The organism is Bacillus sp. BD59S, from assembly GCF_007363175.1.
GTDB lineage: Bacteria > Bacillota > Bacilli > Bacillales > Bacillaceae_G > Bacillus_A > Bacillus_A pacificus.
The window spans coordinates 1,633,973-1,656,456 of record NZ_CP034686.1 but is presented as its reverse complement, the minus strand read 5'-3'; the positions used below and the strand labels follow the sequence as shown (position 1 = coordinate 1,656,456).

Annotated in this window: 19 protein-coding genes, 2 pseudogenes and 3 other annotated features; of the genes and pseudogenes, 6 read left to right on the top strand and 15 right to left on the bottom strand. The window is 35.0% G+C overall.

Going from position 1 to position 22,484, the window contains the following annotated elements:
- Positions 1-16 precede the first annotated feature (16 nt).
- The gene (ilvE, locus tag EKQ63_RS10600) at positions 17-916 is read right to left on the bottom strand and encodes a branched-chain-amino-acid transaminase (RefSeq protein WP_087952970.1); all 900 of its coding nucleotides are present in this window, start codon (positions 914-916) and stop codon (positions 17-19) included.
- 152 nt (positions 917-1,068) lie between these two features.
- Positions 1,069-1,308: a binding site (T-box leader), on the bottom strand.
- Positions 1,309-1,374: 66 nt separating this feature from the next.
- Positions 1,375-1,620 (bottom strand) — a binding site (T-box leader).
- A gap of 193 nt (positions 1,621-1,813) precedes the next feature.
- Between ilvE and msrA the strand changes: the two genes are divergently transcribed.
- Positions 1,814-2,350, top strand: a complete 537-nt coding sequence (gene msrA, locus EKQ63_RS10595; RefSeq protein ID WP_143881010.1) for a peptide-methionine (S)-S-oxide reductase MsrA — start codon at positions 1,814-1,816, stop codon at positions 2,348-2,350.
- 127 nt (positions 2,351-2,477) lie between these two features.
- Here the strand turns inward: msrA and EKQ63_RS10590 are convergent, their stop codons facing one another.
- From EKQ63_RS10590 to EKQ63_RS10575, 4 genes are all read right to left on the bottom strand, one after another.
- On the bottom strand, positions 2,478-2,696 hold the full coding sequence (locus tag EKQ63_RS10590; RefSeq protein WP_087952973.1) for a hypothetical protein: 219 nt from the start codon (positions 2,694-2,696) through the stop codon (positions 2,478-2,480).
- A gap of 108 nt (positions 2,697-2,804) precedes the next feature.
- The gene (locus tag EKQ63_RS10585; protein WP_087952974.1) at positions 2,805-3,446 is read right to left on the bottom strand and encodes a FusB/FusC family EF-G-binding protein; all 642 of its coding nucleotides are present in this window, start codon (positions 3,444-3,446) and stop codon (positions 2,805-2,807) included.
- A 110-nt stretch (positions 3,447-3,556) separates the two neighbouring features.
- Complete coding sequence (locus tag EKQ63_RS10580; protein ID WP_087952975.1) at positions 3,557-4,243, bottom strand: DUF421 domain-containing protein; 687 nt, start codon at positions 4,241-4,243, stop codon at positions 3,557-3,559.
- Positions 4,244-4,403: 160 nt separating this feature from the next.
- Positions 4,404-4,667 carry a CD3324 family protein gene (locus EKQ63_RS10575; protein WP_087952976.1) on the bottom strand — a complete coding sequence of 88 codons (264 nt, stop codon included), beginning with the start codon at positions 4,665-4,667 and terminating at the stop codon, positions 4,404-4,406.
- 325 nt (positions 4,668-4,992) lie between these two features.
- Between EKQ63_RS10575 and EKQ63_RS10570 the strand changes: the two genes are divergently transcribed.
- Complete coding sequence (locus EKQ63_RS10570; RefSeq protein ID WP_143881009.1) at positions 4,993-5,697, top strand: polysaccharide deacetylase family protein; 705 nt, start codon at positions 4,993-4,995, stop codon at positions 5,695-5,697.
- 40 nt (positions 5,698-5,737) lie between these two features.
- Here EKQ63_RS10570 and EKQ63_RS10565 read toward each other — a convergent pair whose 3' ends face one another.
- Entirely contained in the window at positions 5,738-7,075 is a 1,338-nt protein-coding gene (locus EKQ63_RS10565; protein WP_087952978.1) for a sodium-dependent transporter, read from the bottom strand.
- Between the two features lie 300 nt (positions 7,076-7,375).
- Positions 7,376-7,598, bottom strand: a binding site (T-box leader).
- Between the two features lie 220 nt (positions 7,599-7,818).
- Here EKQ63_RS10565 and EKQ63_RS10560 point away from each other — a divergent pair.
- Entirely contained in the window at positions 7,819-9,453 is a 1,635-nt protein-coding gene (locus tag EKQ63_RS10560) for a putative polysaccharide biosynthesis protein (RefSeq protein WP_087952979.1), read from the top strand.
- A gap of 36 nt (positions 9,454-9,489) precedes the next feature.
- On the opposite strand, the gene EKQ63_RS10555 is transcribed toward EKQ63_RS10560, so the two are convergent.
- The 4 genes from EKQ63_RS10555 to EKQ63_RS10540 all read right to left on the bottom strand — a co-directional run bounded on the left by EKQ63_RS10555 (position 9,490) and on the right by EKQ63_RS10540 (position 13,139).
- Positions 9,490-10,314 (bottom strand): DUF4037 domain-containing protein, encoded by an 825-nt coding sequence (locus EKQ63_RS10555; protein ID WP_087952980.1) that lies wholly within the window; start codon positions 10,312-10,314, stop codon positions 9,490-9,492.
- 93 nt (positions 10,315-10,407) lie between these two features.
- Positions 10,408-10,920, bottom strand: a complete 513-nt coding sequence (locus tag EKQ63_RS10550) for a GNAT family N-acetyltransferase (RefSeq protein WP_087952981.1) — start codon at positions 10,918-10,920, stop codon at positions 10,408-10,410.
- Between the two features lie 79 nt (positions 10,921-10,999).
- The gene (cysK, locus tag EKQ63_RS10545) at positions 11,000-11,917 is read right to left on the bottom strand and encodes a cysteine synthase A (protein ID WP_143881008.1); all 918 of its coding nucleotides are present in this window, start codon (positions 11,915-11,917) and stop codon (positions 11,000-11,002) included.
- Between the two features lie 10 nt (positions 11,918-11,927).
- Entirely contained in the window at positions 11,928-13,139 is a 1,212-nt protein-coding gene (locus EKQ63_RS10540; protein ID WP_087952983.1) for an MFS transporter, read from the bottom strand.
- 222 nt (positions 13,140-13,361) lie between these two features.
- On the opposite strand from EKQ63_RS10540, the gene EKQ63_RS10535 reads away from it, so the two are divergent.
- The gene (locus EKQ63_RS10535; RefSeq protein ID WP_049110690.1) at positions 13,362-15,002 is read left to right on the top strand and encodes a peptide ABC transporter substrate-binding protein; all 1,641 of its coding nucleotides are present in this window, start codon (positions 13,362-13,364) and stop codon (positions 15,000-15,002) included.
- Positions 15,003-15,043: 41 nt separating this feature from the next.
- Here EKQ63_RS10535 and hflX read toward each other — a convergent pair whose 3' ends face one another.
- Together hflX and EKQ63_RS10525 are read right to left on the bottom strand one after the other, a co-directional pair.
- Positions 15,044-16,303, bottom strand: a complete 1,260-nt coding sequence (hflX, locus tag EKQ63_RS10530; RefSeq protein ID WP_071722928.1) for a GTPase HflX — start codon at positions 16,301-16,303, stop codon at positions 15,044-15,046.
- A 483-nt stretch (positions 16,304-16,786) separates the two neighbouring features.
- Entirely contained in the window at positions 16,787-17,332 is a 546-nt protein-coding gene (locus EKQ63_RS10525) for a cobalamin biosynthesis protein CbiN (protein ID WP_087952985.1), read from the bottom strand.
- Between the two features lie 180 nt (positions 17,333-17,512).
- Between EKQ63_RS10525 and EKQ63_RS10520 the strand changes: the two genes are divergently transcribed.
- On the top strand, positions 17,513-18,496 hold the full coding sequence (locus EKQ63_RS10520; RefSeq protein WP_087952986.1) for a ketoacyl-ACP synthase III: 984 nt from the start codon (positions 17,513-17,515) through the stop codon (positions 18,494-18,496).
- Between the two features lie 43 nt (positions 18,497-18,539).
- Here the strand turns inward: EKQ63_RS10520 and EKQ63_RS10515 are convergent.
- Positions 18,540-18,932: pseudogene (locus EKQ63_RS10515) on the bottom strand (MFS transporter); the annotation flags it as partial.
- On the opposite strand from EKQ63_RS10515, the pseudogene EKQ63_RS10510 reads away from it, so the two are divergent.
- A pseudogene (locus EKQ63_RS10510) lies at positions 18,932-19,201 on the top strand (3-oxoacyl-[acyl-carrier-protein] synthase III C-terminal domain-containing protein); the annotation flags it as partial. The pseudogenes EKQ63_RS10515 and EKQ63_RS10510 sit on opposite strands and share 1 nt — an antisense overlap.
- 43 nt (positions 19,202-19,244) lie before the next feature.
- Here the strand turns inward: EKQ63_RS10510 and EKQ63_RS10505 are convergent.
- Complete coding sequence (locus EKQ63_RS10505; RefSeq protein ID WP_087952987.1) at positions 19,245-20,519, bottom strand: MFS transporter; 1,275 nt, start codon at positions 20,517-20,519, stop codon at positions 19,245-19,247.
- A 207-nt stretch (positions 20,520-20,726) separates the two neighbouring features.
- Positions 20,727-22,475, bottom strand: coding sequence for an MFS transporter (locus EKQ63_RS10500; protein WP_143881007.1), 1,749 nt, complete (start codon positions 22,473-22,475; stop codon positions 20,727-20,729).
- Between the last annotated feature and the right edge of the window lie 9 nt (positions 22,476-22,484).

Below are 22,484 nucleotides of genomic sequence, written 5' to 3'. Positions count from 1 at the left end.
TAACTCCTCTCCCTTTCTATGCTAAGCTCTCTGCAAGTCCTGGAACACGTACGCCTCTTTCTCTCGTTAACTTTTTAAATTCCTCTGTCAATTGTTTCGTTACACTTCCTGGTTTCCCATCCCCAATTTCTCTTGAATCAACTTTTACAACTGGAATTAATTCTGCTGCCGTTCCTGTTAAAAACACTTCATCCGCTACATATACGTCATGGCGAGTGAATGGTCTTTCCTCACATGGGATACTCAATCGCTCACATAACTCGATAACACTATTTCTCGTAATACCTTCTAACGCCCCTAAATACGAAGGCGGTGTTAACACTTTTCCATCTTTCACAACGAAAACATTATCTCCAGATCCTTCACAAACATATCCTTGTTGATTTAACATAAGGGCCTCTAGCACTCCTGCTTGTGCCGCTTCAATTTTTACAAGTACATTATTTAAGTAGTTCATCGACTTAATGCGTGGGTCTAATGCATCTGGTGTATTACGTCTTGATGCAACAGATACAACACTTAGTCCATTATCGTAAAATTCCTGTGGGAATAACTTTAATTGTTCTGCAATGATAATAACGCTCGGTTTCACACAACTTCTAGGATCAAGTCCTAAGTCCCCTTTTCCTCTTGAAACAATTAAGCGAATGTAGGCATCTGCATACTCATTTTTTTGAAGTGTCTGTAAAACCGCTTCTTCCATTTCTTCAACTGTCAGTGGGATTGTAAGTAAAATAGATTTTGCTGATTCATATAATCGTTTTACATGCTCTTTTAAACAAAATACATTTCCACCGTAACTACGAATCCCTTCAAATACACCATCTCCGTATAAAAAACCGTGATCATATACTGAAACAACTGCCTTTTCTTTTTCTACAAATTCCCCATTCATATAAATGTACTGGTTTCCCATCTCACATCGCTCCTCTTTTTTTCTCTCTATTTTTGCAATCCATTTCCATATCGATTGCTGAGACGAGTTATTTTAACAGAATATTCAGTATATAATTTTTAAAAATATACTCGTCTCAACAATCGATTACATACATACTTGTAGTGATCCATTGCTGAGACGAGGGAATCGTGGTACCACTCAGCTTCCTTACACTTCTCACGAAATATAAGCTCTGCAAGTCCAATTAGACTTTTGTTTTTCTATCGGAAACAACTCCGCTACTTTTTACTAGTTTTCAAAAGTAGTGCTCCGAGGTGATCTTCAATAATGAAATTGTTACCACCCTCACAGCATCTAGGTAGCTCTCTGAAACAATTTTTATCATTTACTCTCCTCTTCTACGCATTCTCTTATTGTATTTTTAAAATAAAAACTCTCGCCTCAGCAATCAACTACTACAATTTAGTAGCTTTGATTGCTGAGGCGAGAGTTTCGCGTTACCACTCAGCTTCCTTATACTTCTCACGAAATATAAGCTCTGTAGGTCCAATTAGACCCCCGTCCTTTTACCGGAGACGATGCCGTCGCCCTCTACTCAGTTTCCCTTTCGCAAGCGATGCTCCGAGGTGATCTTCAATGATTCGATTGTTACTACCCTCACAGCCTAGGAGCAGCTCTCTGAAACGATCATAATCATCTACTTTCCTCTTCTTTGCATATGCAACATATAAAGTTAGAAAATTCTTAATTCACTTTTATTTGTTACACGTATTATAGGACGTTGTTCTTTTCATTGTCAACATGTTTTCAGAAAATATTTTTAATAATACATATATTTTCGAATCTTTTTTATTGCGCAATAAAACGTTTTGTATAATACTATATAAAACATATATATTTAGGAGGATTACAGCAATGTCCGAAAAAACATACGAACTCGCAACCTTTGCAGGCGGTTGCTTTTGGTGCATGGTAAAGCCATTTGATGAACTTCCTGGTATTCATAAAGTACTTTCCGGCTATGCAGGTGGTCATGTAGAAAACCCAACATATGAACAAGTTAAAGCTGGTACATCTGGTCATTTAGAAGTTGTACAAATTGCATTCGACCCTTCTATTTTTCCATATAAAAAATTACTAGATTTATACTGGCCACAAATCGATCCAACTGATGATGGCGGACAATTTTTTGACCGTGGTCCATCTTATCGCACCGCTATTTTTTATCATACTGAAATACAAAAAGAGCTTGCTGAAAAATCAAAACAAGCTCTTGCAGAAAGCGGTATGTTTAAAGAGCCAATCGTAACTGAAATTCGCCCGGCTGCACCTTTTTATGAAGCCGAGGAATACCATCAACATTTCTATAAAAAGAACCCAGAAAAATACGCTACTGAGCAAAAGGAATCTGGCCGTGAAGACTTTATAAAAGAAAATTGGCAAAAAAAATAATAAAAAGGCATCGTGCTTTTTAGTACGATGCCTTTTTATTTTTGATAAAAATACCATACAACGATAAAAACAAAAGCTGTTAATGTCCAAAGTATTATCTCATTTTTAGCTTTATTCTTTTTATTAGTCATTTTATTTTCTCCTTATAGCTATTCAACATATTCAATTTCATTGTCCACCTTATATACGTGAATACATCTTTACAAATCCTTATAACAAGACCACCAACGATTGCAATTGAAATTACTAACATCTGTACAAAACTAAGAGTAGTTGTGTATGTTATGTAGATAACAATGCATACAAGTAAAACATCCGGTAAAGAAAGCAAAAACTTTTTAAGCATTTTTCAGCTCTCCTATGTTGTATTTATAAATTATATCTCTCAAAAAGGAAATCTATTACCATTCTCAAAATAAAAGACCTCCAGTTTAAGTACTAGAGGTCTTCCATTTTATTTCTTTAATCGCTCAATAAAATCATGTAATTTATCAAGTGACTTCATATTCTGATTACAAGCTACACCATCTTTGCAAATATAGTTTCCCTTTTTAACGAAAGTTCCTGGTATATCACCTTTAATTTCAACTAAAAACATCCCAACTTCTTCATGTCCATGACATAATGAACAAATGCTTTTTTTATTTAAACTTTGGAACGTTCCTTGCAGACCAACAAACTTATTTTTATCATTTTTCGCTATAATAAATTTCCTGCTTGACCCTTTATCAATCCAGCTTAAATAAGATAGTTCTTTCATATCCAATTCTTCCATATCAGGAAGTTTCAACTTTTTCACTTTAGGAAATAATTTTTTTAATGTTTGCGCTGTAACTTCCTGAAACGGAATCACATACGGATTTATTTTCGTTAAAAATGATTCTGCATCTTCTCTATTTTGAACTGTTAATACCGTATCAATTAACTCTTTCTGTTCATCCGTTAAATTCTCAAATACATGTATTATTTTTTCAATTGCTAATGATTTTAACGCTTGAATGACACCTCTATCATTTGCCGTTGCATGCCCATTCGCTAAAATATAAGCTTGTGATTTTATAAAATTGTATTGATCACTTCTAATAAAAGCTTCCATCTTTATCACTCCATACAAATTGTTGATCTAGTTTTATTGTATACAATGATTACGTTTTTTGATATGTAAAAGATAACTTAGAAACAAACATTACATACATCACTTATTCTCTACCGCTGCATTTCCTGACAAAAGAAGCCATCATCTGTTTTCCATTCCGCATATAATACGTCTTCAAACTTAGTAATCCCCTTTTGTTTTATTTGCTTATACAGCCATCCTTCATCAAAACCAACTTCTCTCAAATTATCTTTCACTACTTTTCCGTCACTAATTAATGAAATTGGTAAGTATACAGGCTTATGTTTTAAACTTAAATCATTTATAGTAGGAGATTCATATTCGCTCTTTTTCAGAACACTTATGTTTCCGTTAGGTTCCAATATCATATATTCAACTTCTCGAATTGAAAAAATATCTTTTTGTTGTCTAAGCATTTGTTGTAATTGATTAATATCCAAATGATTTGAACTTAATTGTTCTCGGTCAATCTTTCCATTACGGATAATGATAGAAGGGGAGCCTTCAAAAAAACTTCTCGTCCCTCTAAATTTTTGTGTTATCACTTCTATTGAATAGATTAACACTACCCATACAAGTACTGCATATAAAATAGACCATACTTTTATTTCCGGATCATATATAGTATTTCCGACTAATTCTCCGAGAACAATGGCAGAAATAAAATCAAATGGCGTTAACTGAGATATTTGTGTCTTCCCTAATATTTTAGTAGCAATCAATAGCACAAAAAAACCAAAAAATAGTTCTATCGTTATTTGTCCTAAATGATTCATATATGCTCACCTTTCTGCTTTTCACTCAAATGCTCTATATTCTAGTAAAAAAACGGCACATTTTTTCTATTATCTTGTCCATTTATACACAATATATCCCGTACATACAAAGCAAAAAGAGTCTAGTTCAAAATAATATTTGAACTAGACTCTTTTATCTTCATTTAGAATACACTATTTTTTTAATCGTTTCTCCGGAAAGAAAATACTCCTCTGCAAGTTGATGAACCGAAATCCCACTTTTAAATGCTTCTTTAATCGCTTTATTTCTTTCATCTAACTGTTTTCTTCCTCCAGATCGTGTACCCCATTTATAACGTTTTGTTTCTTGTTTTGGAATGTAAATTGTTTCACCTTGTATATACTTTTGAATTTCAGTAATTAAACTCTCTGGTAAAACCGTCGCAGCTTTAACGTATTTCATTTCTGCTCGCCCCTTATTTTTTATGGTTCATTTCAATAAGGTGCAAAGCCAAATATAAAAATGATTCAAGCTCATTTAGGCGATTGTATATTACTTGTCTACCTCACGCAAAGTATCGCCATTTCCATACTTGGCTTTGCATGAGACGCTGCAGTGTCCGGCAATTGAATTATAATCGCCATGTAAACACCTCCTAATATACCTTTTTCATTACATTATATGATAAATTCCTTCCCCTTGCATCCACATCCTTTTTAAAGCATGAAATTACTTAGTTTGATATAATACTTTTTAGTCCAATCAAAAACTATAGTGAGGTCGCGTTATGAAGAAGAAAAAAATCATTACAATCGTTACAATATTCATTATTACTGTAGCATTATTCGGAACATACAAATTGATGAATGCAAGAAGCTTTCAATTATTTGGAGATTTAACAAATCGAGTAGAAACAAATGAAAAGGTGATTGCTTTAACTTTTGATGATGGCCCTACTAACAATGTAAAACAAATATTACCGCTACTAGATACATACAATGCAAAAGCTACTTTCTTTTTAATTGGAAATGAATTGGAGAAAAACCTATCGTTAGGAGAATCTATCGTACAATCTGGACACCAAATTGGAAACCATACATATTCTCATAACAGAATGGTTTTTAAAACACCTTCTTTTATTAAAGAAGAAATAGAAAAAACGAATGCATTAATCCGCCAAATAGGATTTACAGGCGCAATTGATTTTAGACCACCTAACGGGAAAAAGCTAATTGGTCTGCCCTATTATTTAAATAAAAACAATATCGAAACAATCACCTGGGACCTTGAACCTGATACTTTTTATAAATCTGCTGCTGATAAAATTGAATATGTTAATAAAAATGTAAAACCAGGTTCTATCATTTTACTGCACTCTATGTATGATGAGTCTAATGAAAGTTTACAGACCATTGAAGGTATTTTAGACTCTTTATCTAAGAAGGGCTATCAGTTCGTAACAGTAAACGAACTACAAAAAAGAACAAAGTAAGAAAGGTAGCGTATCATACAATGATACGCTACCTTTTTGTTTAAATAATGCCAAGTACATTTAAGAATACGATAATAATCGCAATTGGTGCGATGAAGCGAAGTAAGAATAACCATAATACGAATAATTTATAGCCTTTATTTTTACTTACACCAAGCTCTTTCATTAATACATCTTTCTTCATTTTTAAAGGAACAAAGATAGAAACCAATAAAACACCAAGTGGCATGAGTACGTTACTAACTGCATAATCTGCTAAATCAAAGACTGTCTTTCCGAAAATCTTCAGATCACTTAATATACCGAATGATAGTGCTGATGGTACTCCAACAACGAAGATTAATAAACCTACGATTAAAGCCATTTTTTCACGTTTCCCTTTACCTTTTGCAGTTAAAGATGCCACGCTAATTTCTAACATCGAAATGGCTGATGTAATAGTAGCAAAGAAGAATAGTAGTAAGAAAACGATGAAGAATAATTTTCCGAATGCCATTTTACTAAAAATAGCTGGCAGTACGATAAATAATAGTCCCGGTCCTTGAGATGGTTCCATTCCAAATGCGAACACTACTGGGAAAATTGCAAGTCCTGCAAGTAATGTAATCACAAGCGTTAAAGCTACGATAGAAAATGCTGAACGCGGTAAACTTTCCTCTTTCGGTAAATATGAGCTATACGTTACCATTACTGCTACTCCGACTGATAGTGAGAAGAACGATTGTCCCATCGCATATAAAATAACTTCTGATGTTACATGTGAGAAATCAGGTTGTAAGAAGAAACGAACGCCTTCTCCAGCACCATCTAATGTAAGTGCACGAACGATTAATACAAAGAATAAAACGAATAGTGCTGGCATGAAATATTTATTTACTTTTTCAACACCATTTTGTACACCTTTACTTACGATAAAAATAGTAATAAGGATGAATAATAGCTGTGATCCAACTGCTAAATACGGATTGGAAATGATTTCACCAAACGTAGCTTCGTATGCGCCATTCCCTTCCCATAGTCTACCTGTAATTGCATTCCATAAATATAATAAAATCCAGCCTCCTACAACACTGTAGAAAGAAAGTAATATGAAACATGTTACAATCCCTAATTTCCCTAACCATGGCCATGGTGTTTTTGGTGCGATTTCTCTATACGCATCAACGGCCTCTTTTTGTGTACTTCTTCCGATAACAAATTCAGCTAATAATAGCGGTAAGCCAATTAATAATGTGAAACCGATGAAAATAAGGAAGAACGCGCCGCCCCCTCCAATTCCGGCCATGTACGGGAACTTCCAAATTGCCCCTAGACCAATCGCTGAACCTGCCGCAGCTAATACGAAACCTAATTTCGATGTCCATTGCTGTGAATTCATTTGTTAATCTCCTCTCTTTATCTTTTTCTGTTTTACAATTCGGTATTTATATTGTTCTATCCACACTCTTTTCTAATACGTTCACTTCCTCCCTACTAATAAAAAACGCCCCTACGTAAATACGTAGGGACGACAAAAATATCGCGGTACCACCCTAGTTATGAAGATATAACAAAGTTAGGACCTAAATAAAAAACGCCCCTACGCAAATACGTAGGGACGATAAAATATCGCGGTACCACCCTAGTTATGAAGCCACAACAAAGTAAGACCTAAATAAAAAACGTCCCTACGTAAATACGTAGGGACGATAAATATCGCGGTACCACCCTAGTTGTGAAACAATCTTCACCACTTTATTTGATAACGGTATAAACTACCGTCTTTCATTTCCTCATAATGTGAGATTTATGAAAGATGCTCCAGGACGAACTTCATGAATAATCTATATACTGATTCACACCAACCATCAGCTCTCTGAAATAGGGAGATATTCACTACTATACCCTTTCATTGCCCAAATATTATTTTCCGAATTGATTACTATCATTTTTATCATACATTAAAAATAGTGTCAACTTATATTTTGAATTTTTATGTATTACATTCTATTTAAAAATTCAAAATATGACTTTTAAATGAATAGTATTAGAACATTTATGGTTTATACTGTATTAACTTCCCTAGCAGGTTTATAGTAGTATACGATGAATGCAAGACAGCAAGAGTAGGAGGAAAGAATTTTGTCTACGTCAAAAGTTTTAAAAGGAACTGCTTTATTAAGCGGGGCCACAATGATTTCACGTATATTAGGTTTTATATACTTCTTCCCTTTTCAATTACTAGTTGGAACGCAAGGGGTTGCTTTATATGGATATGCATACTCTTGGTACGGTATTTTATTAAGCTTTTCAACAGCGGGTATTCCTATTGCCGTCTCCAAATTTGTTGCAAAGCATAATGCACTTGGTGATTATAGTACAAGCAAAAAATTATATCACTCTAGTGTAAAATTAATGTTGTTTATGGGCTTTTTAGGATTTTTAATTTTATTTATTGGAGCACCGTACATATCACAATTTATTATTCGCTCGAAAACACCAGATCCACAATTTATCGCTGACGTAACACTTACGATGCGAGCATTAAGTTTTGCACTTATTATCGTACCAGCTATGAGTGTTACACGTGGTTATTTCCAAGGATTTCAACATATGAAACCAAGTGCTGTTTCTCAAGTTGTGGAACAAATTGCACGTGTTGTTTTCATTTTAGTTGGTAGCTTCATCGTCTCAAAACTATTAGGCGGTTCCGTAGCTTCTTCTGTTGCAGTCGCTACGTTTGGCGCTGTTATTGGAGCACTTGCAAGCGTCTCTATTTTAATGATGTACTGGAAAAAATATAATGGGTTAAAACCTCCCGAAGGTGAATTAAAATCAAGAGCATCCCATATCCCATTAAAAAATATTTATATAGAATTACTTCGTTATGCAATCCCAATTGTATTTGTCGGCATCGCAATTCCACTTTACACGTTAGTAGATCAATATACTGTAGCTGATGTCCTTAGAGCGATGGGAGAGCCGTTAGAAACAGCAAATGCAGTTTTCGCTTATATAACGAACTATGCCCAAAAGTTAATTATGATTCCAGCTTCACTTGCAACTGGATTCTCTTTAACAATCATTCCGGCTATAACGAAATCTTATACAAGCGGGAAATTAGAAGAATTACAAGAACAAATTTCAAAGATATTTCAAGTCTTGTTATTCTTCACTATCCCGGCTGCATTTGGTCTTGCTAGTATCGCTTACGATGCATTCCGCATGGTTTATGTAAATCCTGAAATTGCACTTGGTGGATCACAATATTTAATTTCATTTGCACCGTCTGCTATATTAAGTGCGATTTTCACAGTTTCAGCAGCTATTTTACAAGGAATCGATTATCAAAGAAAAACGATGATTGCTTTCTCAGTCGGTATTCTCGTTAAAGTTGTAGTAAATACACCACTTTTACATTTATTTGGTGGACACGGCGCTGTATTTGGAACTATTCTTGGATACCTCGTTTCAAATAGTATTATGTTGTACTGCATCGTTAAGTTTGCGAAATTTAAAATTGGTGAGACAGCAAAAACAGTATTTCTTATTACAATTTACTCAGCAGCAATGTCTGCTGTTGTAATTGCATTAAAAGCAATTTTAACATGGTTAATTCCTGGACAATCTTATATCGAATCACTTCTCATTGTTGTTATATGTGGCGCTGTAGGAGGACTTGTTTACCTTTTATTCGTATTAACTAGTGGACTTGCTTCACATATTCTCGGTGATAGAATTCAACGCTTACCTATACTGGGGAAATTAGTAAAATAAAAAAAGAGATGTAACAAGGGTTACATCTCTTTTTTTTTATTTCGCATATTGAATACGCTTTTGCTGTTCAGCAATATGTAATTCCGGAGCATGGTGTTCTACTAACTGTAATAGCTCCTCGATTAACACTTCTAACTCCTGTATACTATACTCCGGTTTCCCTATTAACGTATTCGCCATACGCTCATATAAGTTTTCAGGCTTAATAATCATTCTTTCCACATTATATGGCATCCATTTAAACGCCGGGTGATGTACATACATTTTATTCAAACCAAATAAGACCCCAAATATATTTCTTTGTGCTTCACAAATAACATCATATAGCATAAGCCAGTCTTTTCGTTTTAAAAGTGCCTCTCGATTATGCCAGCGATTACTTAACCAAAGATTTTCTGAAATCATCCGTTTCGCTAGGTCTTCTGGATATGCCATCACCCTATCTTTTAATTCATTTACTTTCTCTTCCCCATACAAACTAACTCCGTCATGCACGGATGATACGATACATTGTTTTTCATAACTAATATCATATTGAACCACCACATCCTCAATAACTTTCTCTACTGTTTCTGTTAAAAAGTTACTAATCTCTAATTTAATTCCTTCTTTCGTCAAATATGTTTCCGACCATTCTTCTTCCTCGTAAGGATGGTATGACAAAATTGTTCCACCAATATAATTAATAGGCCCTTTACGATCCTCATCCTCTGGTGGCATTGACCATAAAATATGTAGTTCTATATCTGAATGTTCATCTTCTAGCTTTCTAGCTACTGAACCAGCTAAAATAATAGCCTCCACTTTCGGATTTTGCCTATAAATCTCCGACATTTCTATTGCTTTCTCTTTTAATTCCACTTCATTTCCCCCTATAATTGCAGTACGCATTTAACTTTTCATTTATCTATTTCGATATTATGCATTGCATTCCCTGTTCAATGTTCCACTAAATCATATTTCTACCCAATAACGCTGAACAATTCCCCCAGTATGAGAAGAAACTACTTCATTTTCTAGCACACCGCCAACCTTTTGAATCGTTTTAGCCGAAGCAATATTAGCTTTATCGCAAGTTATTAACACTTTCTGCAATCCTAACTTTTGCGCTTCATATAATGCGAGTTTCAATTGTTTTATCGCGTAACCTTGACGACGTTTATTTGGATGTACACTATATCCAATATGACCACTTTCCCGCAATAATTCTTCGTTTAATCGATGTCTAATATTCACAAAACCTATAAGTTCCCCTTTTTCAAAGCTTAAAAATTGACTAGATGGTACTCGATTAGCTTTTAAGTTTTCCCCAAGTTCTTGTATATTCACTTTTTCAAACCATTCATCGAGAGAATCAAAATTTTGTAAAGAACTACTGCCATGTGGTTGTTCTCCTGATTGTAAAAACGCATGTTTATATTCCATAATTTCTCCACTATATTCATGTGTTGGTTTTAATAGTTTCATTTTTATTCTCCCCCTCTTTACAACCTAAAACAAACACCGTACTCGTAACGATTTTACGAGTACGGTGTTTTTATCCTTTTCATTCAAATAATCCCATACTCAAATAACGCTCACCTGTATCAGGTGCAATACATAAAACTTTTTTACCAGCGCCTAATCGTTTTGCAATCATAATCGCTGCGTAAACAGAAGCGCCTGAAGACGGCCCAACTAATAATCCCTCTTGTCTAGCTAAGTTTCTCATCGTCGTTAAAGCCTCTTCGTCTGCAATTTGAATAATTTCGTTATACACTTCTGTATTTAAGTTTTTCGGGATAAACCCTGGACTTGTTCCTACTAGCTTATGAGGACCCGGAACACCACCTGATAAAACAGGTGATCCTTTTGGTTCTACTACCGCAATATATAAGTTTGGTAGTTTCTCTTTTAACGTTTCCCCAGTCCCTGTAATCGTTCCGCCTGTTCCTGCCGTTGCAACAAAAGCATCAAGCTCTCCATCCATTTGTTCATAAATTTCAAGTGCAGTTGTATAACGGTGAACATTCGGGTTTGCTGGGTTTTCAAATTGCTGGGGAATAAAACTATTTGGAATTTGCTTTTGTAGTTCTAACGCCTTCGCAATTGCTCCTGGCATTCTTTGTTCTGCCGGTGTTAAAACTACATCTGCCCCGTATGCTTTCAATAAGTTAATTCTTTCTTTAGACATATTATCCGGCATAATTAAAATTGCTTTATATCCTTTAGCAGCTGCATTCATTGCTAAACCAATCCCAGTATTCCCACTCGTTGGTTCAATAATTGTATCTCCTGGTTTTATGAGACCTTTCTCTTCAGCAACGTGCAGTAAATTGTATGCAGCACGGTCTTTCACACTGCGCGATGGATTGAACATTTCTAGTTTTACATACACTTCTGCTGCGTCTTCTGGAATAAATTTAGATAATCGGACGACAGGTGTATCTCCTATTAATTCTGTTACATTTTCACATAATTTCATAGTGCATCCCCTATTCTATCGTTTTCTTATCACTTGGTAATAACCATGAAGTAAGTCCAATTAATGGTAGACAACTACATAGTAACATAATAAATTGTAGACTATATATATCAGCCAATTTCCCAAGAACTACAGAGCCTAAAGCACCGAGTCCAAACGCAAGCCCTACAATTAATCCTGATACCATTCCTACTTTTCCAGGAACAAGCTCTTGCGCATAAACAACAATTACACTAAAACTACTTGAACTAATAAAACCGATACATAAAAATAGCGGTACAACCCACACGAGCGAAACGTGAGGTAATAAAAGTGCAAGTGGTGCTGAACCTAGCATTGAAAATACAATAATTGTTTTCTTTCCAAATCGATCCGCTAATGGACCACCGAAGAAAGTTCCTAACACACCAGCAATCATAAATGCGAATACGAAATACTGAGCATTTTTTATCGATAAACCGTAATGCTCAATTAAGTAAAATTGATAAAAATTCCCGATACCAGCACCGTACCAAGAGCGTACAAAAGTAAGAAAAACAAGAAGTAAAATAACAAATTTAATATGTGTACTGACAATCGCATGTTCCGCCTCAAGCGCAGCCCTCTTTTTTCTTCTCACAGCGCCAGTTGCTAATTCATTTCTATACCAATTTGATACGAAAATTAATAATACAATGCCTACCGCTGCAAAGGCTGTAAAACCTAAAGAACCAATTTGACCGAGCGGAACGAAAATTAACGCTGTAAAAATAGGAGCTAAAGAATTCCCTGTATTTCCTCCCACTTGATAAATCGCTTGCGCTAATCCCCGCTTTGCACCGGACGCCATATAAGCCACTCGGGCACCTTCTGGATGAAAGACTGCGGAACCTAATCCGATAAATAAAACAGAAATAATAACAATAATAAAATTCGGTGCAAATGCAAGTCCGATCATCCCGAGCATACTTGAAAACATACCGAGCGGTAATAAAAATGGTGACGGCTTCTTATCCGAGTACATACCAAAAACCGGCTGCATAATCGATGACGTCATATTTAATGCAAACGCAATCCACCCTACTTGCATATAGGATAAATTCATCGTTTTTTCCAAAATAGGAAATAAAGCGGGCACAACTGCTTGCATCGAATCATTTAAAAAATGACCGAAGCTAATCGCAAATAATATTCGATATATTGTCGGTGTTTCTACTGTGTTTTTTTGCGAAACTGCCTGCATATATGAATCTCTCCTTCCTGTACAAAATATATATTTATTACAGTAGGTGTAATAAATTCTGACTTTTGAAACATTTCTATTCTATACTGGTTTCATTTCTTTTTCCAGAAATATCACTTTTCACATAATATATTTTTTCTATATGCTTTATCGGATTTATTTATAGAAATTTTCTATATTTTCTTTTATACTAAGGCAGAGATGAAGGGAAGGTTGACAAATATGAAGAAAAAAACAAAAGGGATCGTTGCACTCTCAATCACATTATCTATGTTTTTAACAGCATGTGGTCAAAAACAAGAGGCAACAACTACCGGAGAAAAGAAAAAAGCATCTTCAAAACAGGTATTAAACATTGTAGAAGCTGGGGAAATTTCTACACTTGATTCATCTATCGCAACCGATGGATTTTCTTACGCTGCATTAAACAACGTAATGGAAGGATTATATATGCCTGGTCCTGACAATAAACCTGTTCCTGCAGCTGCTGAATCATACAAACTGAGTGAAGACGGAAAAACATATACATTTACATTACACGATTCAAAATGGTCAAATGGCGATCCAGTAACTGCTCATGATTTTGAATATGCATGGAAACGTGCCGTAAATCCAGAAACCGCTTCTGAATACGCACATATTATGTTCGATATTAAAAACGCAGAAAAAATAAATAAAAAAGAATTGCCAATTGACTCATTTGGTGTAAAAGCAATTGACGATAAAACATTAGAAGTACAGTTAGAACACCCTGTCCCATACTTTTTAGGTTTAATGGGATTTGCAACATTTTATCCTCAAAACAAAAAGGTTGTAGAAGCACAAGGGAAAAATTACGGACTTGAAGCTGCAAATGTAGTGTATAACGGACCTTTCCAATTAAGTGAATGGAAACATGATACAAGTTATAAAATGACGAAAAACCCGAACTACTGGGATAATAAAAATGTGAAATTAAATGAAATTAATGTAAATATTGTAAAAGATACTTCAACAGCTGTTAATTTATTTGAAAGCAAACAAGTAGACCGTATTACGATAAATTCAGAGTTTGTTGATAAATATCAAAAAGATCCTAGCTTAAAGAAAATGGAACGTCCTTCTGTGACGTTTTTCCGATTTAGTCAAAAGAATACTTTATTAGCAAACAAAAATGCTCGTAAAGCTATTTCTCTTGCTTTTGATAAACAAGGAATCGCAACAACGATTTTAAACAATGGTTCTATACCTGCGAATGCATTCGTTCCAAAAGGATTCGTAAAAGGACCTGACAATAAAGATTTTCGCAGTACAAGTAATGTAAAAGTAGAAACAAATGTGAAAGAAGCTAAAACACTATGGGAAACTGCGAAAAAAGAAACAAATTTACAAAACGCTTCTCTTTCAATTATAACAACTGATGAATCTAACGATAAAAAAATTAGTGAGTTTTTAAAAGGTGAATTAGAGAAAAACTTACCTGGATTAAAAATTACATTACAACCACTTCCAGTAAAGGCATTTTTAGATCGTGAAGGAAATGGTGATTTTGAAATTTCACTTTCTACTTGGGGACCAGATTATCCTGATCCTACAACATTTTTAAATATGTTTGTCACAGACGGACCATTTAATAAGATGAGTTATTCAAACAAACAATACGACGAATTAATTGAAAAAACGAGCTCTACTTTAGTAACTGACTTACCAGCACGTTGGAAAGCGTTCCAAGATGCTGAGAAAATCTTACTTGAAGATGATGCAGCTATCGCTCCAATCTTCCAATCAGGACTTGTATATTTAGAACGTCCAACAGTAAAAGGTGTTGTTGTTCGTCCATTTGCAGGAATTTATTCTTATAAGTGGGCCTCTATTACAGAATAAGAAAAAGGCGATCCTAAAACATATTAGGATCGCCTTTTTTATTAAATTGCAAAACGCTTATACTTTTCGTAATCGCTCGTCTTACATTCTACTTCTAGTTTCGTACCTTCGTTTTCATAACTCGTAGATAGAACGTGCGCATGATTATTGAAATAAGAAACTACCTGTCCTTGATCATATGGAATTAACATTTCACACTTCGTATACTCTTTATAGATGTGTGAGCGAATCATTTTTACAAGTTCTTCAATTCCAACGTGTTTCTTCGCTGATAAATAAACACGGTCTTCTTGTACTTTCGGAATTTCAACATCTACCATATCTGATTTGTTATAAGCATAGATTGTTGGGATATTTTCTACTCCAATTTTCTTTAACGTTTCATTTGTAATATCAATTAACTGTTCATAATTTGGATTTGCGTAATCTACAACATGAATAAGTAAGTCTGCTTCCGCTACCTCTTCTAATGTCGAACGGAATGCTTTCACAAGATGATGCGGTAATTTACTTACAAATCCAACTGTATCTGTTAATAAGAATGATTTGTTATCTGGTAAATCAATATTTCGCACCGATGTTTCTAACGTCGCGAATAACATATCTTTTTCAAATACTTGTTTTTCTTCTGTACCATTGTAAATTTCAAGCATCGCATTCATCGTCGTTGATTTTCCTGCGTTCGTATAACCTACTAATGCTACAACAGGAATTTCATTTTTCTTACGTTGTTTTCGCTGCGTTTGACGCTGCGCAACAAGAGCTTCTAAATCTTTATTTAAAACTGAAATTTGTTCTTCAATTTTACGACGATCCAACTCTAATTTCTTCTCACCGACACCTTTATTTTTCGTACCAACTCCGCCGCTCTGTCTTCCTAACGATTCACGAAGACCAATTAAACGAGGCATCATATATTGAAGGTGGGCCACTTCTACTTGCAGCTGCGCTTCTTTCGTTTTCGCACGTTGCGCAAAAATATCTAAAATTAATATGGTACGGTCAATTACTTTACAATCTAAATCCGCTTCTAAATTTCGAATTTGTGAAGGAGATAATTCGTCATTAAAGATCACCATATTCGCATCTACTTCATTTACATAGGCTGCTACTTCTTCAATCTTTCCTTTTCCAATATAATGTGACGGATTTACTCGTTGTAAATTTTGCGTCACTTGCCCAATTACCTCTACATCACAAGCTTCTGCAAGATTCGTTAGCTCTTCCATCGAATATGCAAAATCATCTTCATTGCCTAAATTTACTCCAACTAAAACTGCTCTTTGTAATAATTCTTCCATATATTTATTCCTCCATTTCGATTACGTAAAATAAAAAACACAGGTCGCTGCCTGTGTTTTCGTAAACGGATAAGGGTTCACCAAAGAAATAGAAGAAAGCTATGCTTTCATCCTATCTCATAGTCAAAAAGTCCCAAAATCATATACGTATCCACAATAAGTGTTCACCTATACGATCCCATTCTATTTATAAAGGCAAAACAAAAAGAGGGCGTATTCGTCCCTCCCTCTTTTTCACATATAAGCTTAGTAAAGGGTTCCTTTAAAATAGGCAGACCAATCCCGTTCACTCTGTACACAGACAGAGCCTTTGAGCGCTATTCAATTATTGGCACAAAGTATTGAGACGTAATCTGATTAAGATCAAAGGAAGCCCCTCCGTTCATTTTAAGTTACATAAAGTGTAGCATAAGTAATTCGCTTTCACAAGATTAAACCACCTATAGAAACAGAAAGAAAATCTTTGTATTTTTACTTTAATCGTCATTTTTTGCGTGTTCTTCTCACAACAAAAACAATGATTAATAATAGACAAATGGAAATGATAGCAACTTGCCACCTACTGAAACCGCTCACCATCTCCCCTTTTAAATCCACTTCCTTCGTTGGAACAGACTCTTTTGCAATTTGACTTAAAGCCACTTTGTCCGCCCCTGCCTCATCTAATCTCTTCGTTCTACTACAACTATTTGTGTGTAATTGTTTTTCAGACCCTCTTTGAGAAGAATATACTAAGTACTCTCCTCCTTCCACAAAGTGAAATACACAATCACCACCATTTGTATATACAATAATTTGCGAAGAATTTGTCCCTTTCCAAATTTTCTTCACTTCAAATAATACTTCAATTACAACCCCTTCTTTCCTTCCAACCTCAATTACTTTTCCCTCAAACACTACATCGTTTTTTTGAAAGGCCTCTTCTGCTGATACGTTAATACAATCACAAGCATAAGATTTCTCTGAAAAAATAATAAGAATAAAGCTACAAATAATGACAACAGGCAACATGCGTAAAACTGTTTTCAAGGAGCTCAACTCACTTCATTATCAATTTTAAAAACTTCTCGTATATTATTTTTACAACACTCACCAAATTCCTTCATAGTACATTAAGCATTATCGTTTCAATACAACAAAAATCGTTATTGACAATTTTATAACCTGATATTAGTATCAGGTTATAAAATATAGTTAGGAGCTGTTCCTATGAATTCTAAATCCCGTATTACTGCAATTGGTACTCATGTTCCCAATCAAATACTCTCTAATAACGATTTAGAAAAAATGATTGATACGAATGACGAATGGATTGTACAAAGAACAGGAATGAAGGAAAGAAGAATAGCTAGCGAAGATGAATACTCCTCAAACTTAGCCATTAAAGCAATTGAAAATTTATGTACAACATATAAGAAAAACTTAGAAGATGTTGACTGTGTCATTGTCGCTACTACTACTGCTGATTACGTTTTCCCTAGTGTTGCTTGCCAAATACAACAATACTTCAACATACCTCATACAATGGCATTTGATTTAAATGCCACTTGCGCTGGTTTCACATATGGCCTGCACGTTGGTAATAGCTTAATCACTTCTGGATCACACGAAAAAGTACTTGTCGTAGCAACAGAGACATTATCTAAAGTTGCTGATTACACCGATAGAACGACTTGCATTTTATTTGGCGATGGTGCTGGCGCTATTTTATTAGAAAGAGATGAAAACAAACCGAGCTTTATTGCTGCTCATATGGGCACAAATGGGCACGGCGGTATTCATCTATACAGAACAAATTTATCTACTACTATGAATGACACACCGCTGCAAACAAATGAAAAAATCGTTCAAAATGGGAGAGAAGTATATAAATGGGCAACACGCACAGTACCAGCAGGTATAAAAGAACTATTACATGCCGCAAATATGCAAAAAGATGATATAGACTGGTTCATTCCTCATAGCGCTAACTTACGCATGATTGAATCTATTTGTGAAAAATCTCAAATTCCAATACAAAAAACATTAACGAGCGTGGAATATATGGGGAATACATCTTCTGTCTCTATTCCACTCGCTCTAGATTTAGCTAGAAAAGAAGGGAAATTAAATAACGGAGACACACTTTTACTGTACGGATTTGGTGGTGGTCTTACACATTTAGGCCTTATTGTGGAGTGGGATTTAAGTTAAATGTATGAAAAAGAGGTTCTAGTCAATAACTAGAACCTCTTCTTTAATTTCTTTCTCCTTTTTGAGACCATATCACAACAGGAATCAGCATGAAAGCTAACACTCCTCCAGCTAATGACAATGCCGCATAACTTGAATTCGCTACTACCATTCCTGACATCGCTCCACCAGAAGCTCCAGCTAACGCAATAAACACATCTATCTTCCCTTGTGTTTTTGCACGTGTGGAAGGTATAGTTGCATCAACAATTTGAGCAGTACCACTGATTAAACCGAGGTTCCACCCTAATCCAAGTAAAGACAAAGCAACGATTAATAGTATTAAAGAATCACTTGGCGCTATCGCAGCTATGACACCTGCTGCTAATAAGATTACTCCACCAGCTATACTCATCGTAGTTCTGCCAATTTTATCAATTAACATTCCTGTAACGAGATATGCAAAAAGATGATATAGACTGGTTCATTCCTCATAGCGCTAACTTACGCATGATTGAATCTATTTGTGAAAAATCTCAAATTCCAATACAAAAAACATTAACGAGCGTGGAATATATGGGGAATACATCTTCTGTCTCTATTCCACTCGCTCTAGATTTAGCTAGAAAAGAAGGGAAATTAAATAACGGAGACACACTTTTACTGTACGGATTTGGTGGTGGTCTTACACATTTAGGCCTTATTGTGGAGTGGGATTTAAGTTAAATGTATGAAAAAGAGGTTCTAGTCAATAACTAGAACCTCTTCTTTAATTTCTTTCTCCTTTTTGAGACCATATCACAACAGGAATCAGCATGAAAGCTAACACTCCTCCAGCTAATGACAATGCCGCATAACTTGAATTCGCTACTACCATTCCTGACATCGCTCCACCAGAAGCTCCAGCTAACGCAATAAACACATCTATCTTCCCTTGTGTTTTTGCACGTGTGGAAGGTATAGTTGCATCAACAATTTGAGCAGTACCACTGATTAAACCGAGGTTCCACCCTAATCCAAGTAAAGACAAAGCAACGATTAATAGTATTAAAGAATCACTTGGCGCTATCGCAGCTATGACACCTGCTGCTAATAAGATTACTCCACCAGCTATACTCATCGTAGTTCTGCCAATTTTATCAATTAACATTCCTGTAACGAGAGATGGAAGATACATTGCACCTACATGAAAACCAATTACAAGACCTACTGCACTTAAAGCATGACCATGGTGTCCCATATGAACTGGCGTCATTGTCATAATTGCAACCATCACGATTTGTGTAAGTATCATTATGATAGCTCCAACAGTAATACCTCGCTTGTTTTCTATTGCCTCTTCTGTTATTGGTTTCCCTTTATATGTATGCTCTTGTTTATATATTTCTATCATATTAGCAATAAGTAACGGATCTGGACGTAGCATAACAAAAAGGACAAGACCCGCCAGTATAAACGCTGCCGCTGATAATATGAATGGGCCAGCAAGTTCAGGAATTCCAATTGAATGAGCAAACCTTCCCATTACACCTACTAAATTTGGACCTGCGACTGCACCAAAAGTCGTCATTACCATCGTAATACTAATGGCAGTTGCTCTTTGCTTCTTGTCTGCTAGATCTGTACCTGCATAACGAGCTTGTAAATTCGTAGCTGTACCTGCACCGTAAATGAGTAAAGAAACTAGTAAAAAAATAATACTATTTGTTATTGCAGCCAATACAACTCCAATAGCCCCTAGTCCACCTACTATAAAACCTGCTGCAAGTCCTATGCGACGACCATGTTTTTGCGATAACTTCCCGACAAAGAAAGCCGCTATCGCCGATCCCATTGTAAACATAGCAGCCGGTAAACCTGCAAATGCATCTGTCCCAAGCATTTGCTGCGCAAGAAGTGCACCTACTGTAATGCCAGCAGCTAACCCAGCTCCGCCGAACATTTGTGAAATACTTACGATTATTAATGTTCTTTTGTATAATTTTTGTTGTTCTTCTTCTGTATACATTCGATTACTTTTTAAAGCTCCCGCCCTATCTAACAATTCCTCATCCTCCCTTTGAAATGAAACCCTCTTGTTAATGTACTATGTTTAACGTTACATATTCAATGGCATTTTCCATCCTTCTCTTTCATTCTAAAAAACTCTCTAACCGAATTCATCTTCTCCCATGCTATATTAAAAATATTACTATTCACAATATGCAAGGAGAACATAATAAAAAAAACAGACTACTATTAGCCTGTTTTTTTATGCTCCCTCTACCACTCTCCCCCTTCTCTTTTTACTCAAAGTCTTTCTTTCCCAAAATAACAAACTTACTAAAGCACAAATTAAAATAATTGGCACACTTGCTTTATATAAATCTGTAAAACTCATAGCCATCTGATTCTTAGCATAATGGTTTACATCATTCGAAAATGCGAGTACTTCTTTCTTTATACTTTCCTCTTGTTTTTCAACTTCATTTGTCACTTGATTCATAACTTCTTCTCTTTTTATATCTCGATATTCTACTGGAACAGCATTTAATACTTCATCTACTTTTTGGTGAATTAATTCGTCTTTTTTCTCTTTATTTAACCCTACAAATTTTTCATTTTGATGCTTTTCCACATTCGTTTCTATACTTTGATTCTCTATTTTTTCTTTTGTTACTTGTAATATCTCAGCTTGCTCGACACTACTCACATGAATATTACGCACCTTTTCTTCTGCATAACGATATACATTCTCTTTATTTACAGTTAAGTTGTGAGTTAAGTTAGATACAAATATTGCGACCGCTAAAACAATACCTACTTGCCGCAACATTGACACAACACTTTGAGAAGCAGTTAATAATTCCCCTTCAAACGAAGAAGCACTTAAAACTGTAATTGGACCTACTACTAAACCATACCCAACACCCAATATCATACATGGAATAATAATTTCTATATTTGTTGAGTTAACATCAATCATTTGCAACCAATAATAAGATAAGCCCATAACAAGAAAGCCTGATAAAATAATAGTTACTTTTCCGAGTTTTTTAATTAAAGTTGCTGCAGCTGGTGAGACAAAAAATATCATTGCTGAAATAGGTGTCACTAAAAAAGCTGCTTCAATTTCCGTTCGACCTTGTATTTTCGTTAAGAATGTTGGAAGTAATACAGTAACTCCAATTAAAAATACATTACTTAATATGACAACGATAGATGCTCCGACAAACATTCGATCTTTAAATAAATTTAAATTCACCATCGGATTATGAATCTTTCGCTCTACTAGAACAAATAGAATAAGAGAAATAGTACTAAGTGCATAACAAGACAAAGCTATATTACTTTGCCATCCCCATGTATTTCCTTTTACTAATATGAGAGTAAAAGAGAAAATTGCTAAGCTACTTAATAGTAGTCCTACCCAATCTATTTTTGAGATAATACGTTCTTCATTTTTTATTTTTAACATAGTGTAGCATAAAATGATTCCAAGAATACAAATTGGAACATTTACGAAGAACACCCATCTCCAACCAAAATTTTGCGTAATAACTCCACCTATTACTGGTCCCATTGCAGCTGACAATCCTTGTGTTACACCTAAAATTGCTAGTGCAACATGCCTCTTAGCTAATGGCATTGCAGATACACCAATTACCATACTAGTTGGAAATAAAATCGCTGCCCCTATACTTTGTATAAAGCGAGAAAAGATAAGAAAATCCCCTGTATTAGCAAAAGCACACAGCACTGACCCGCCACCAAAAATAATCAAACCAACAATATACATCTTTGCTTTCCCAAAAATATCAGCTATCCGCCCTAGTGGAATAGCAAGTACTGCTATTGTCATTGTATAAACATTTAATACCCAAGACATCTTTTCTAATGAAGTATTTACACTCGTTTGTATCGCTGGTAAAGCTATATTCATAATTGTCGTATCAATCATACAAAGAAATATACCTAAACACATTAAAAGGACAATCTTAATACCCTTTGATTGCTCCATATTCATCCA

Excerpts from the sequence above, each read along its gene's own strand:
- EKQ63_RS10550 (WP_087952981.1), bottom strand. The coding sequence starts at position 10,920 with ATGAAACTATTAAAACCAACACATGAATATAGTGGAGAAATTATGGAA.
- EKQ63_RS10585 (WP_087952974.1), bottom strand. The coding sequence starts at position 3,446 with ATGGAAGCTTTTATTAGAAGTGATCAATACAATTTTATAAAATCACAA.
- EKQ63_RS10535 (WP_049110690.1), top strand. The coding sequence starts at position 13,362 with ATGAAGAAAAAAACAAAAGGGATCGTTGCACTCTCAATCACATTATCT.
- EKQ63_RS10520 (WP_087952986.1), top strand. The coding sequence starts at position 17,513 with ATGAATTCTAAATCCCGTATTACTGCAATTGGTACTCATGTTCCCAAT.
- EKQ63_RS10540 (WP_087952983.1), bottom strand. The coding sequence starts at position 13,139 with ATGCAGGCAGTTTCGCAAAAAAACACAGTAGAAACACCGACAATATAT.
- EKQ63_RS10565 (WP_087952978.1), bottom strand. The coding sequence starts at position 7,075 with ATGAATTCACAGCAATGGACATCGAAATTAGGTTTCGTATTAGCTGCG.
- EKQ63_RS10570 (WP_143881009.1), top strand. The coding sequence starts at position 4,993 with ATGAAGAAGAAAAAAATCATTACAATCGTTACAATATTCATTATTACT.
- hflX (WP_071722928.1), bottom strand. The coding sequence starts at position 16,303 with ATGGAAGAATTATTACAAAGAGCAGTTTTAGTTGGAGTAAATTTAGGC.
- cysK (WP_143881008.1), bottom strand. The coding sequence starts at position 11,917 with ATGAAATTATGTGAAAATGTAACAGAATTAATAGGAGATACACCTGTC.
- EKQ63_RS10580 (WP_087952975.1), bottom strand. The coding sequence starts at position 4,243 with ATGAATCATTTAGGACAAATAACGATAGAACTATTTTTTGGTTTTTTT.
- EKQ63_RS10590 (WP_087952973.1), bottom strand. The coding sequence starts at position 2,696 with ATGCTTAAAAAGTTTTTGCTTTCTTTACCGGATGTTTTACTTGTATGC.
- EKQ63_RS10575 (WP_087952976.1), bottom strand. The coding sequence starts at position 4,667 with ATGAAATACGTTAAAGCTGCGACGGTTTTACCAGAGAGTTTAATTACT.
- msrA (WP_143881010.1), top strand. The coding sequence starts at position 1,814 with ATGTCCGAAAAAACATACGAACTCGCAACCTTTGCAGGCGGTTGCTTT.
- EKQ63_RS10500 (WP_143881007.1), bottom strand. The coding sequence starts at position 22,475 with ATGGAGCAATCAAAGGGTATTAAGATTGTCCTTTTAATGTGTTTAGGT.
- ilvE (WP_087952970.1), bottom strand. The coding sequence starts at position 916 with ATGGGAAACCAGTACATTTATATGAATGGGGAATTTGTAGAAAAAGAA.